The organism is Falsarthrobacter nasiphocae (assembly GCF_031456275.1).
Classification (GTDB): Bacteria; Actinomycetota; Actinomycetes; order Actinomycetales; family Micrococcaceae; genus Falsarthrobacter; species Falsarthrobacter nasiphocae.
The window spans coordinates 1,818,855-1,831,563 of record NZ_JAVDUI010000001.1; the positions used below are offsets into that span (position 1 = coordinate 1,818,855).

A 12,709-nucleotide genomic window follows, 5' to 3' on the forward strand; every position below is an offset into this window, starting at 1 on the left:
GCCCGCCCCGTCCGGGCGGGGGAGGGCCAGGCGCTAGCCGCCCGTCGTCGTCCGCTCCGCCGTGAGGATCCTGAAGCCCTTGTCCGTTGAGTGGCGGCGGATGGCGAGCTCGCCGGCGAACTCCGCCTCCATCCACGCCTGGAGCGAGTCGGAGCCGAGGTTCTTTTGGACCACGAGCCACGCCATTCCGCCAGGTGCGAGCCGGGGGAGCCAGGTGCGGAGGATGTCGTGAAGGACGGCCTTGCCCACGCGGATCGGCGGGTTGGAGTAGATCCGCTCGAAGCGCAGGTCCGGGTCGATCTCCTCCGGCAGGCCGGCCGTGAGGGCGAGCCCCAGCGCTGAAGCGTTCTCCCGCGCGAGGGTCAGTGAGCGCTCGTTGACGTCCACCGCGACGAGGCGCGCCTCCGGCGTGTGGAGCCCCGCTGTGAGGGTGATGGGACCCCACCCGCAGCCGATGTCGAGGACCGTCTCGTCGGGGCGGATCAGCGGGCCCCACGGGGCGTTCTTCAGGAGCACCTGGGTGCCTTTGTCCACACCTCCTGGCGAGAAGATGCCGGACGCCGTCGTGACCGTGACGGTGCGCCCCGCGAGCTCCACGGTGAGGGTCTTCCGGAGCAGCGGCCCCTCGGGAGTGCCCGTGAAGTAGTGATCTTGGGCGGGCGTCTGCGCGGACGGGGCATGGGGCGCACGTGCGGACGGAGCGGGGGACGGGGCCTGGGGCACGGAGCGGCCCTCGCGGGGTGTGGCGGGCATGGGGCCATCCTATCGGCGCGCTTTCACCGAAGTGGTAGAATTGTCTCAATCACTTTTCGCCCCGGCCGGCCACGCCCGGTGCACCCGGCGGCGGGATGGAGGAATAGCATGGCAAGTAGCACTCGCGCGTCAATCGCACGACACCATCACTACGCAAAGGACACCGTGGCGGAACTCCCCGATCAGGGCCAAGGCGAATCCTCGCCCCGCGCCTCGTCGCTCGACCCCATCGACCGCATCCTGGCCACCGAGGACGCCCCGCGCGGCTCCGTCTTCGCATCTCGCCGCGCACTCGCGCTGAGTGAGCTTGACCGCGAGCACTCCGAGTCAGACGGCGACCAGGCGGATCTCGCCGAACGCCGCGCCCTGCGCCGAGTCGCGGGGCTCTCCACGGAGCTCGAGGACGTCACCGAGGTCGAGTACCGCCAGCTGCGCCTGGAGAAGGTCGTCCTCGCGGGGCTCTGGACCGAAGGCACCCTCGCGGACGCCGAGAACTCCCTCCTCGAACTCGCCGCCCTCGCCGAGACGGCGGGCTCCGAGGTCATGGACGGGATCGTCCAGCGCCGCACCAAGCCGGACCCGGGCACCTTCCTCGGCTCCGGCAAGGCGGAGGAGCTCAAGGACATCGTTGCGGCCACGGGCGCGGACACAGTCGTGATCGACGCCGAGCTGGCGCCGTCACAGCGCCGCGCTCTAGAGGATGTGGTCAAGGTCAAGGTCATCGACCGCACCGCGCTCATCCTCGACATCTTCGCCCAGCACGCCAAGTCCCGCGAGGGCAAGGCCCAAGTGGAGCTCGCTCAGCTCGAATACCTCTTGCCGCGACTGCGCGGCTGGGGAGAGTCCATGTCCCGCCAGGCCGGCGGCCGCGTCGGCGCAGCGGGCGGCGGCATCGGCTCGCGCGGACCGGGTGAGACGAAGATCGAGCTCGACCGCCGACGCATCCGCACGCGCATGGCCAAGCTCCGGCGCGAGATCGAGGGCATGAAGCCGGCCCGCGAGGCCAAGCGGGCCAACCGTCGGCGCAACTCGGTTCCCAGCGTCGCCATCGCCGGCTACACCAACGCGGGCAAGTCCTCCCTGCTCAACCGGCTGACGAGCGCAGGCGTCCTCGTGGAGAACGCCCTCTTCGCGACGCTCGACCCCACGGTCCGCCACACGCAGACCCCGGACGGGATCGGGTACACGCTCGCGGACACGGTCGGGTTCGTTCGCTCCCTGCCCACGCAGCTGGTGGAGGCCTTCCGCTCCACGCTTGAGGAGGTCGCGGACTCGGACCTCATCCTGCACGTCGTGGACGTCTCCCACCCGGACCCCGAGGGCCAGATCCAGGCCGTGCGCCAGGTCCTCGCCGAGGTGGACGCCCACACCCTCCCTGAGATCATCGTTCTCAACAAGGCGGACGCGGCGGATCCGTTCGTCGTTGAGCGCGTGCGGCAGAAGGAGCCGCGCAGCATCCTCGTCTCGGCGCGCACGGGGGAGGGCATCGACGAGCTGCTCGAGCTCATCTCGGTGTCCATTCCCCGCCCGGACGTGACCCTGGAGCTGCTCGTGCCGTACACGCAGGGCCAGGTCCTGGCGAGACTGCATGAGGACGACTCCGAGATTCTCGAGCAGGAGCACTTGGCGGACGGCACGCGCGTCGTCGTCCGCGTCCGGAAGTCCCTCGCCGCCGCGCTCAAGGAATTCGAGACGAAAGCCGCGCCCACGACGTAGCGCCAGCGGCTTCCGTCTGCGCGAGAGCGGGACACCGAATGCCGCCTCCGCGAGCCCGGCTCGGGGAGGCGGCATCCGGCCCCTTCGGGGCGACTCGCGGAAGGCCCCTGCGCGCTTGTGGCTCGGGGCGCCCGCGGGATTGAATAGAGGTCCGCACCCGCCACCCGTCTCCCGACCCCGATGAATGAGGCCCGTAACCCATGCCTGCCCCCGAAGAGCGCGCCCTGACCCTCCTCCGGGCTGCTGTCAAGGCTCTCGGAGGCTCCCAGCGGGAGGGACAGGAGGAGATGGCCGCGGCCGTCGCCAGGGCGCTGTCTCGCAAGGAGCACCTGCTCGTCCAGGCCGGCACGGGCACTGGAAAGTCCCTCGGGTACCTCGTGCCGCTCATCTCCCACGCTCAGCGGGAGGACGGCCCCATGGTCATTGCGACGGCGACGCTGGCGCTCCAGTCCCAGATCGTCCGGCGGGACGTGCCGCGGCTGCTCGACGCCGTGGAGCCGCACCTGGCCCGCCCCGTGGACGTCGCCCTCCTCAAGGGCCGGTCCAATTACGTATGCCTCAACAAGCTCGAGGGCGGATACCCGGAAGACGAGCAAGACCCCCTCTTCGAAGACCCCGCCGAGCATGCGGTCGCGCACCCGTCCGCGCCCCGGATCACGAACGTCACAACCTTCTCCGCCGGACCGGACCGCTTGGGGCAGGAGGTCCAGAGGCTGCGCGCCTGGGCAGAGACCACGGACACCGGAGACCGGGACGAGCTGACGCCGGGCGTGTCCGACAAGGCGTGGCGGCAGGTGTCCGTCACGGCGCAAGAGTGCCTTGGGGCGCAGCGGTGTCCGCTCGCCGAGGCCTGCTTCAGTGAACTCGCGCGGGAGAGGGCGGGGGAGGCGGACATCGTCATCACGAACCACGCGCTGCTGGCGATCTCCGCGTTCGAGGGTATGCAGGTGCTCCCCGAGCACAGCGTTGTCGTGGTCGACGAGGCCCACGAGCTTCAGGACCGCGTCACGGCCGCCGTCACCGGCACGCTCAACGCCGCGATGATCACCGCCGCCGCGAGTGCCGCCAGGAAGGCCGCGAAGGTCGACGACGAGCCCATGAACGGGGCGGCCGAGGCCCTCCAGGCCGAGCTCGCGCTCATGGAGGAGGGCCTCCTGCACCGCGGCCTCACCCCGAACCTCGGCCGGGCGGTGGAGCTGGTCCGGGACTCCGCGCGCGCCGCGTTCTCCGACCTGAAGCCCAGTCCCGGCGAGGACCCCGACGCCGCCGCGCAGCTGGCCCGATCCCGCGTCCAGGACGTCTTCCAGGCGGCCGAACGGCTCATCGGCGCCGCCGACTCAGGCGAGATCGCCTGGGTCACCAGGCCCAGCGAGTTCACGCCCGGCCAGGGGTACTCGCGTGATCGCAACGCGGAGGCCACCCTCAACGTGGCGCCCGTCTCCGTGGCCATGCGCTTGCGCGAGGGCCTCTTCGAGGACAAGACCGTCATTCTCACGAGCGCCACGCTGGCCCTCGGGGGCCGCTTCGACGCGGTGGCCGGCGACCTCGGTCTGGCTGGGCCGGACGCGCCTTCTCACGCGGAGCTCGACGTCGGATCCCCCTTTGCCTACGAAAGGCAAGGCATCCTCTATACGCCGCGGCACCTGCCGAAGCCCGGCATGCACGCGGCCCCCGAGACGCGCGAGGAGCTGCTGCGCCTCATCACGGCCTCCGGCGGGGCGGCACTGGGCCTCTTCTCCTCGAAGCGCGCGGCCCAGGAGGCGGCCGAGTGGGTGCGCGAGCGCGTCGACTTCGAGGTGCTGTGCCAGGGTGACGGCGCCACGGCGGCGCTCATCAAGGAGTTCGCCGAGACCGAGTCGACGTGCCTCTTCGGCACGATGACGCTGTGGCAGGGCGTGGATGTGCCCGGGCGCGGGTGCCGGCTCGTCGTCATTGATCGGATCCCGTTCCCGCGGCCCGACGACCCCCTCGCCACGGCTCGCTCCCGTGCCATCACGCAGGCGGGCGGCAACGGGTTCATGGGGGTCGCGGCGGCGAGTGCGGCGATCCGCCTGGCCCAGGGCGTGGGCCGGCTCATCCGCTCGACGGACGATCGCGGGGTGGTGGCCGTTCTGGACTCCCGCCTCGCCACGGAGCGCTATGGCGGGTTCCTCCTGCGCAGCCTCCCGCCCCTGTGGCGCACCGAGAAGCTCGAGGTGGCTGAGGGGGCGCTGGCGCGCCTCCGGGACGACGACGGAGCCTAGCGGCCGCTCCCGAAGCCCGCTGCGCGGAGGCGAGCGGGCGCGGAGGCCAGACGGGCTGAGGCTAGAGGGCGCGGAGCACCGAGACGACCTTGCCCATGATGACCGCATGGTCACCGAGGATGGGCTCGTACTGCGAGTTCTGGGGCAGCAGCCACGTGTGGCCGTCCCGCTGGCGGAAGGTCTTGACGGTGGCCTCGTCGTTGAGCAGCGCCGCGACGATGTCGCCGTTCATGGCCGTGTTCTGGCGGCGAACCACGATGAGATCCCCGTCGCAGATCGCGGCGTCCACCATCGAGTCTCCGCGGACCTTGAGCATGAAGAGCTCGCCCTGGCCCACGATGCTGCGCGGCAGCGTGACGATGTCCTCGATGTCCTGTTCGGCGAGGATCGGCCCGCCGGCGGCGATGCGTCCGACCAGCGGCACTCCGACGCTCGTACTGTCCTCCCGCGCCTGGAGCGGGGTCACGGGTGCGAGGCCCGCGATGTCGGCGGCGCCTGAGGCGCCGTTCGCCTCCTGCGAGGCCGACGACGCGGCTGCGGCGGGTGATCCTTCCCGTGCCAGGGAGCCCGCCTGCGGCGCCCCCGCCGAGGCGTGATCCTGCACGGACGAATCAGGCGCTGACGCCGTGGCCCGCTGCCCCGAGACGGGGCGAAGGATTTCGATCGAGCGCGGGCGGTTCTCGGGGCGGCGGATGTAGCCGAGCTCCACGAGGCGCTTGAGCTGGTAGTTCACGGAGGACGTGGACGTGAGGCCCGTGACCTTGCCGATGTCACGCAGTGAGGGTGCGTAGCCGTTCTCCGCATGGAACGCTTCTACGCACTCCATGACCGCGCGCTGAGTGGGGGTCAGTTCCGGCGCCCGGCCAGTGGTCATCTGCGCGTCTCCTTATCGTGTCCACCCCTCCGTGTTGAGTGGATCGTGAGTTCTTCTACAGCCCAGCTTAGGCGCTGAGATGTGGGGAATCAAACATAGTTTCGACAACCACTGGACACACCTCGAACATAGGTGCTAGAACTGATGTATCGAACAGGCGTTCGAGTCAGCCGGGTTCTTGGAGCTCGTCGCACCCCCGATCGCCGAATGTGTGTTCGAGTCGCCGCCCGGAGCGAGAACGTCTGGATCGGTGACCAGCGCAGGAAAGGAATCTGCAGCCATGTCCGCTCTTACTCTCTCGTCCGTCTCATCGCGTTCATCCGTCTCCCCTCGCCAGCCCGAGGTCTCCGTCTCGAAGCCCTCGGCCCTCCGGCTGACTCGGCGCGGCCGCTTCGTCCTGGTCGGACTGCCGCTGTTTGCGCTTCTCCTCGGCCTCATCGTGGGCGGCTCGTTCATGGCGACTCAGGCCGACGCCTCCACGAGCGCAGCCCCGTCCGTCGCCGTGGTGACCGTCGAGCCGGGGGAGTCTATGTGGGAGGTTGCCCAGCGCACCAACCCGGGTACGGACCCGCGCGAGGTCGTTGCGGCGATCGTCGAGGCCAACGGGCTGGCTTCCAGCGCCCTTGAGCCTGGCCAGGAGCTGAGCGTCCCCCTGTTCAAGTAGGCCCGGCAGGAGGGCGTCCTCCGGGGCAATCCTCGGGTCAGCGTGCGTGAACTCCGTCACTCCGGATCTCGGTGGGGTGTCTCAAGCCCCGGTGACAGGGTCTGCCTGTCCGTGGGGAAGACTAGGCTGGTGCGTGTGAACGACCGTCGAGATTCCCTTTCCGCCCTGCCCCTCCGGGAGAACCTCAGGGGAAAGTCGCCCTACGGCGCACCCCAGAAGAGTGTTCCCTTTGCGCTCAATGTCAACGAGAACACCCATCCCCTGCCGGAGGCGGTCCAAGAGACCATCGTGGGCAAGGTTGCCAGTGTTGTGGGCGGGCTCAATCGGTATCCAGACAGGGATGCGGTGGAGCTTCGCTCAGAGCTCGCGGACTACCTGAACGCTCAGGTCCAGGGCATTGACCTCGCGTACGAGAACGTCTGGGCCGCCAATGGCTCCAACGAGATTCTCCAGCAGATCCTCCAGACCTTCGGCGGTCCGGGCCGGGCCCTCCTCTCGTTCACCCCGACATACTCGATGTACCCGCTCCTCGCAGCGGGGACGGACACGGACTACGTGGCCGGAACGCGGGGGTCCGATTTCAGCCTCACGCAGGAATCTGCCCTCGAGCAGCTTGCCGAGGCCGAGCCGGCCGTGGTCTTCCTCGCCTCGCCGAACAATCCGACCGCCACGGCCCTTGGGCCTGACGTCATCGAGGCCCTCTACGAGGCGAGCGAGCCGTACCGGACCATGATCGTCGTTGACGAGGCCTACGCGGAGTTCGCCCGCGACTCCACGCGCAGCGCCCTGCGGCTCCTGAAGGGCCGGGAGCGGCTCATCGTCACCCGGACCATGAGCAAGGCCTTCGGCCTCGCCGGCGCGCGCCTCGGCTACCTCGCCGCTGCCCCTCACGTCGTCGACGCCCTCCAACTGGTCCGGCTGCCCTACCACCTCTCCGCCGTGACCCAGGCGGTGGCGCTGGGGGCTCTCGCTCACGCCGAGGACCTCCTCGCAACCGTCGACGACATCCGGGCCCAACGGGACCGGATCGAGGCCACCCTCCGAGAGCTGGGCTTCTCCCCGGCCGTCTCCGACGCGAACTTCGTCTTCTTCACGGGCGTCCGCGACTCCCAGGCGCTGTTCGAGGCGCTGCTCGACGACGGCATCCTCATCCGAGACGTCGGCATCCCGAATTCGCTCCGCGTCAGCGCTGGAACCCGTGAGGAGACGGACGCCTTCCTCACAGCGATGCGCCGCCTCGCCCCCGAACACGTCCTGCCCGCCGGGAACGGGGCCTCGGCGGAACCGCCCGCCACAGACTCACCCACTCCTGACATCGCAAAGGACACCACCCGATGACCTCCCCGACACCCCAGCGCACGGAGCAGCAGACCGGCCGGCGCACGGCCTCCATCGAGCGGCGCACGAGTGAGTCCCACGTGAGGCTCAGCCTCGACCTCGACGGAACCGGGCAGTCCTCCATCTCCACGAGCGTGCCGTTCTACGACCACATGCTCACGGCGCTGTCCAAGCACTCGCTCATCGACATGACCGTCGAAGCCACGGGCGACACGCACATCGACGTTCACCACACCGTCGAGGACGTCGCCATTGTCCTCGGGGAGGCGCTCCGAGAGGCGCTGGGGGACAAGCGGGGGATCTCGCGGTTCGGACAGGCGGCCGTGCCGCTGGACGAGGCCCTCGCGTCAGCCGTCGTCGACATCTCCGGCCGCCCCTACCTCGTCCACAGCGGCGAGCCGGCAGGCCTGGAGCATCACCTCATCGGCGGCCACTTCACGGGCTCGCTGACCCGTCACGTCTTCGAGGCCATCACCCTCCACGCGCAGATCTGCCTCCATATGACCGTCCTCGGCGGCAGGGACCCCCACCACATCGTGGAGGCCCAGTTCAAGGCCCTTGCCCGTGCGCTCCGGGCCGCCATCGAACCGGACCCCCGCGTCACGGGGATCCCCTCGACCAAGGGCGCACTGTGAGGCGGCCCGACGTCGTCGTCCTTGACTACGGCTCGGGGAACGTGCGCTCCGCCGTCCGAGCCCTGGAGCACGTGGGCGCGCAGGTCACGCTGACGCGGGACCGAGACGCCGTGCAGAACGCGGACGGCCTGTTCGTCCCCGGCGTGGGCGCCTTCGAGGCTGTCATGAATCAGCTCACCGCGGTCCACGGCGGCCGCATGATCGGCCGCCGAGTGGCGGGCGGGCGCCCGGTGCTCGGCGTCTGCGTCGGCATGCAGATCATGTTCGAGGAAGGCTCGGAGCACGGCACCGCCGCGAAGGGGCTCGGCGAATGGCCGGGCGTCGTCGAGCGGCTCCAGGCCGAGGTCGTGCCCCACATGGGGTGGAACGCAGTTCGCCCGCCGGAGGACACGGTGCTCTTCAAGGGCATTGAGGATGAGCTGTTCTACTTCGTCCACTCCTACGGGGTGCAGCGCTGGGAGTTCGACGTCGCCCAGCCCCTCATGAAGCCGCCGTCGGTCACGTGGAGCACGCACGGCGGGGACTTCCTCGCCGCCGTGGAGAACGGGCCCCTGACCGCAACCCAGTTCCACCCCGAGAAGTCCGGCGAGGCCGGTCTGGCTCTCCTGCGCAACTGGCTCGAAAGCCTGCGCTCATGAACGGCGCGCCCGCTGTCCTCCTCATGGCCCTCGCCGGCGTGCTCCTCGGCGGGGCGTACTCGCTCCGCCAGCAGGGGCTGCCGCGCTGGACGTGGATCTGCATGCTCCTCCTCGCGGGCCTGTCCCTTGTGGCCGCGTACCTCGTGATCCCCTCCTGACCCACCCTCCGTCTCTCGTGCTCGACCCAGAAAGGCCCCTCATGACTCGCCACCTAGAGCTTCTCCCCGCCGTTGACATCGCCGACGGTCAGGCCGTCCGCCTCGTTCAGGGGGAGGCCGGCTCCGAGACCTCCTATGGCTCGCCGCTCGACGCCGCGCGCCAGTGGGAGCAGGACGGGGCGGAGTGGATCCACCTCGTGGACCTCGACGCGGCCTTCGGGCGAGGCAGCAACCGCGCCGTCATCGGGGAGGTCCTCTCGGAGATCGGCGTGAAGATCGAGCTCTCCGGCGGCATCCGCGACGACGCCTCCCTCGAAGCCGCCCTTGAGCTCGGCCCCACGCGCGTCAACCTCGGCACCGCCGCACTCGAGAACCCCGAATGGACCGCGCGGGCCATTGAGGCTCACGGTGACAAGATCGCCGTGGGCCTCGACGTGCGCGGAACGACGCTCGCGGCCCGCGGGTGGACCCGCGAGGGCGGGGACCTCTGGGACGTCCTGCGCCGCCTCGAGGATGCTGGCTGCGCGCGCTATGTCGTGACCGACGTGACGAAGGACGGGACGCTGACCGGCCCGAACCTCGAGCTGCTCGCCTCGATCCTCGACGTGACGGACAGGCCCGTCGTGGCCTCGGGGGGCATCTCGTCCCTCGCGGACATCGAGGCGCTGGCGACGCTCGTGCCGCGCGGGCTCGAAGGGGCCATCCTCGGCAAGTCGCTCTACGCCGGCCGCTTCACCCTGCCGGAGGCGCTCGACGTCGCCGGCCGCCCCGCGTGACGGGGGCAGAGCGCCCCGGGGGCGAGGAGGCGCGCTCCCTGCCCGGTCACATCGCAGCCGCGCTTGAGCGTCAGAAAAACCGCATAGCAGGCGGCGAGAACGTCGCCGACACCGCGGGGCAGCCGTGGGCCGGGCGCTCGTTCGAGCACTCTCGTCCCCTGGACCCCGAGGACGACGGCCGCGCTGACCCCGCCTTCGCCTCCGTCCTCGCTCGCTGGAGTGCAGGCGAGGCGGAGGAGACCGAGGTCGCCCGGGCCCTGCCCGGCGTGCGCCTCTTCGTCGCGGTCCGCGCGGACCACGCGCCGGACCCGGGTGCCCAGTCGTCTCATCCGCACGACGACGCAGCCGCCGGGGACAAGGCCGCCGACATGTCGATCTGCTCCCTCGTCGCACCCGACGGTCGCCGCGCCCTGCCCGTCTTCACGGACTCGGCGTTCGTGGCGCAGTGGGCGTCGGACGCTCGCCCCGTGCCGTTCGACGCGCGCCGCCTCGCCCTGTCGTGCGTGCAGGACGGAGCCGCGCTGCTCGTCATCGACCCTGGGCAGGACGACGGCCAGTTTGTCCTGAGGCGACCAGCTGTCTGGGCGCTCGCCAAGGGCGAGGAGTGGACCCCGGCCTTCGACTCGGCGGATGTCTCGGACGCCCTGGCGGCCTGTGCCGCCCAGTTCCCGGAGGTGGCGGCGATTCGCCCTGCCAGGGGAGCCGGCGTCGACTCGACGGGCCCCCGCGGCACCCGCCGGGGCGGGGGAGCGGGCCCGGAGCTCCAGTGTCAAGTTTTTGTGCACAGTGGCTTGACGGCGGAGGCAGTGGCGCGTCTCATGGAACGTGTGTCCCAGGAGATCGCGCGCTCGAGCATTGTCGCCGAGAAGGCCGACTCCCTCTCGTTGAGAGTCCTGAACGCCGGTCCCGCCGCCTGACGGCGCGCCGGCTGGCGGACAGGCTGAGCACCTCGAACCCCTAGCCACCGCGCGCTTGAGCCGCGCACGCCGTCCTGGAGCCTGTACGTGAACCTTGGTCCTTTCCGCGAGGTCCTGGCGAGGCCGCCCCTCGTTCAGCTGATCACCGTCGGCATGATCGCGCGCCTGCCGCACGCTGCTGCGGGCATCCTGCTGACCCTGCACGTCGTGGACACGCTGGGACTCGGGTATGCGCAGTCGGGCATTGTCGCCGCCGCCGTGACCATCGGCATCGCCGTGGGCGGGCCGTGGCGCGGGCGGCGAATCGACCAAGTGGGGCTGCGGCGGGCGCTCATCCCGTCCATCGTGGCGGAGATGCTCATCTGGACGGCCGCGGCGCACGTGCCCCTGTGGGGACTCGTGCCGCTCGCGTTCCTGGGCGGCATGCTGAGCCTGCCCGTGTTCTCGCTCGTGCGCCAGTCCCTCGGCGTGCAGACCACGGGCCAGCTGCGGCGCACGACGTACACGGTGGACTCCATGGGCACGGAGATCGTCTTCATGATCGGGCCCGCCGCTGCAGTGGCCATCGCCGCATCCTTGTCCACGACCTTCGGCCTCATGGCCGTGGGCTGGTCGGCCGCACTCGCCGGCATCTGGCTGATGATCCTCAACCCGCCCACGCGATCCTCCGCGGCGAGGCGTCCGGACGCCGATCTCGACGCCGACCTCGAGTACTCCGTGAAGTCCGCGGTGGCGGCCGCCCCGGCCAACCTGGGGCAGGTCGCCGGCGACATCGAGTCCGCCGGCCAGCGGATCGCCCGCCGGAGGATGCGGGAGCGGCTGCGGCAGCGCAGGGACCGGCACGTGCCATGGCTGACCCTGCCCGTCGTGGCGACGCTCATCACCGCGGCCGCGAGCGGCTTCGTCCTCATCGGCACGGAGGTCTCCATCATCGCCAACCTCCGCGCCGTGGGGGAGGCGGAGGCGCTCGGCCTCGTGTTCGTCTTCTGGTGCGGCGCGTCGGTGATCGGCGGGCTTGTCTACGCCGTAGTGGAGCGGCCCATCTCCCCGATGATTCTCCTGGCTCTCATGGGCGTCACGGCCATCCCGATGCTGCTCGCACGGACCCCGTGGGAGCTCGCCTGGTGGTCCATTCCCACGGGGCTGTTCTGTGCGCCAACCCTCTCCTCGGCGAGCGAGCGTCTCAGCTCCCTCGTCTCGGAGGAGGTCAGGGGTGAGGCCATGGGCTGGTACGGCTCGGCCATGACGATCGGCACGGCCGCGGGCTCGCCGCTCGTGGGCCTCGTCATCGACGCTGGCCACCCCGCCGGCGCGTACGTGGTCACGGGCGTCGTCGGGCTCGTCGTCGGCGGTGCGGGCCTGCTTGCCCGCCAGCGGCGACGCACCGTTCTGACGCGCGGGGCGTAGGGCGTAGGAGGCTTGTCGATCCGCGTCATGCGTGGCGGCGCGACATGGTGAATGGGGCGTCGTCAAGCGGGAGAAAGCCCCAGGGGGTGAAGGGTTCGCCGAATGGTGCCGCCGTTCGGCGGGGAAAGAGAGCGGGCCCCGGCCTCGTGATGAGACCGGGGCCCAGCGGGACTAGTTGACGGGGCCTGTGAACTTCTCGCCGGGGCCCTGCCCGGGCGCGTCCGGGATGGTCGAGGCCTCGCGGAAGGCGAGCTGCACGGAGCGCAGGCCGTCTCGCAGCGGGGCCGCGTGCTGGCTGCCGATCTCGGGGGCGGCGGCGGTCACGAGTCCCGCGAGGGCGGTGATGAGCTTGCGGGCCTCGTCAAGATCCTTGAGCTCCTCGGCGTCCGGGCCGGCGGCGAGTCCGCACTTGACGGCGGCCGCGCTGAGCAAGTGGACGGCCGCAGTGTTGATGAGCTCAACGGCGGGTACCTCGGCGATGTCGCGGGCAGCCTGCTCGTGGCTGTTGGACTCGTGGTTCACGGATTCCTGTGTCATGGTGATAACATTATCTAAGCGAAGTGGAGATTCTCCCACCTAGGTGACCGCGA

General features: G+C 70.4%; 13 protein-coding genes. 10 read left to right on the plus strand and 3 right to left on the minus strand.

Going from position 1 to position 12,709, the window contains the following annotated elements; translation table 11 throughout:
• Positions 1–33 precede the first annotated feature (33 nt).
• Positions 34–753: a class I SAM-dependent methyltransferase gene (locus J2S35_RS08210; RefSeq protein ID WP_309852076.1), complete on the minus strand. Its 720-nt coding sequence runs from the start codon at positions 751–753 to the stop codon at positions 34–36.
• Positions 754–861: 108 nt separating this feature from the next.
• Here J2S35_RS08210 and hflX point away from each other — a divergent pair, with 108 nt between their 5' ends.
• Both hflX and J2S35_RS08220 read left to right on the plus strand, forming a co-directional pair.
• The gene (gene hflX, locus J2S35_RS08215; RefSeq protein WP_407649785.1) at positions 862–2,469 is read left to right on the plus strand and encodes a GTPase HflX; all 1,608 of its coding nucleotides are present in this window, start codon (positions 862–864) and stop codon (positions 2,467–2,469) included.
• 200 nt (positions 2,470–2,669) lie between these two features.
• Positions 2,670–4,712: an ATP-dependent DNA helicase gene (locus tag J2S35_RS08220; RefSeq protein WP_309852081.1), complete on the plus strand. Its 2,043-nt coding sequence runs from the start codon at positions 2,670–2,672 to the stop codon at positions 4,710–4,712.
• Positions 4,713–4,773: 61 nt separating this feature from the next.
• Here J2S35_RS08220 and lexA read toward each other — a convergent pair whose 3' ends face one another.
• Positions 4,774–5,586 carry a transcriptional repressor LexA gene (gene lexA, locus J2S35_RS08225; RefSeq protein ID WP_309852084.1) on the minus strand — a complete coding sequence of 271 codons (813 nt, stop codon included), beginning with the start codon at positions 5,584–5,586 and terminating at the stop codon, positions 4,774–4,776.
• Positions 5,587–5,866: 280 nt separating this feature from the next.
• On the opposite strand from lexA, the gene J2S35_RS08230 reads away from it, so the two are divergent.
• From J2S35_RS08230 to J2S35_RS08265, 8 genes are all read left to right on the plus strand, one after another.
• Positions 5,867–6,250, plus strand: coding sequence for a LysM peptidoglycan-binding domain-containing protein (locus J2S35_RS08230; protein ID WP_309852087.1), 384 nt, complete (start codon positions 5,867–5,869; stop codon positions 6,248–6,250).
• Between the two features lie 135 nt (positions 6,251–6,385).
• Positions 6,386–7,588: a histidinol-phosphate transaminase gene (locus J2S35_RS08235; RefSeq protein ID WP_309852089.1), complete on the plus strand. Its 1,203-nt coding sequence runs from the start codon at positions 6,386–6,388 to the stop codon at positions 7,586–7,588.
• Positions 7,585–8,223, plus strand: coding sequence for an imidazoleglycerol-phosphate dehydratase HisB (gene hisB / locus J2S35_RS08240; RefSeq protein ID WP_309852091.1), 639 nt, complete (start codon positions 7,585–7,587; stop codon positions 8,221–8,223). Before J2S35_RS08235 ends, hisB begins: the two co-directional genes overlap by 4 nt.
• Complete coding sequence (gene hisH, locus J2S35_RS08245; protein WP_309852092.1) at positions 8,220–8,861, plus strand: imidazole glycerol phosphate synthase subunit HisH; 642 nt, start codon at positions 8,220–8,222, stop codon at positions 8,859–8,861. Before hisB ends, hisH begins: the two co-directional genes overlap by 4 nt.
• Complete coding sequence (locus tag J2S35_RS08250) at positions 8,858–9,019, plus strand: hypothetical protein (RefSeq protein WP_309852096.1); 162 nt, start codon at positions 8,858–8,860, stop codon at positions 9,017–9,019. Before hisH ends, J2S35_RS08250 begins: the two co-directional genes overlap by 4 nt.
• A 41-nt stretch (positions 9,020–9,060) precedes the next feature.
• Positions 9,061–9,795 carry a bifunctional 1-(5-phosphoribosyl)-5-((5-phosphoribosylamino)methylideneamino)imidazole-4-carboxamide isomerase/phosphoribosylanthranilate isomerase PriA gene (gene priA, locus J2S35_RS08255; protein WP_309852099.1) on the plus strand — a complete coding sequence of 245 codons (735 nt, stop codon included), beginning with the start codon at positions 9,061–9,063 and terminating at the stop codon, positions 9,793–9,795.
• A complete protein-coding gene (locus J2S35_RS08260) occupies positions 9,792–10,712 on the plus strand; it encodes an SseB family protein (RefSeq protein ID WP_309852103.1) in 921 nt (306 codons plus the stop codon). The genes priA and J2S35_RS08260 overlap by 4 nt, the downstream gene beginning before the upstream one ends.
• 87 nt (positions 10,713–10,799) lie before the next feature.
• Positions 10,800–12,119: an MFS transporter gene (locus tag J2S35_RS08265; protein ID WP_309852107.1), complete on the plus strand. Its 1,320-nt coding sequence runs from the start codon at positions 10,800–10,802 to the stop codon at positions 12,117–12,119.
• 171 nt (positions 12,120–12,290) lie between these two features.
• Here J2S35_RS08265 and J2S35_RS08270 read toward each other — a convergent pair whose 3' ends face one another.
• Positions 12,291–12,656, minus strand: coding sequence for a DUF1844 domain-containing protein (locus J2S35_RS08270; RefSeq protein ID WP_309852110.1), 366 nt, complete (start codon positions 12,654–12,656; stop codon positions 12,291–12,293).
• Positions 12,657–12,709: the final 53 nt, after the last annotated feature.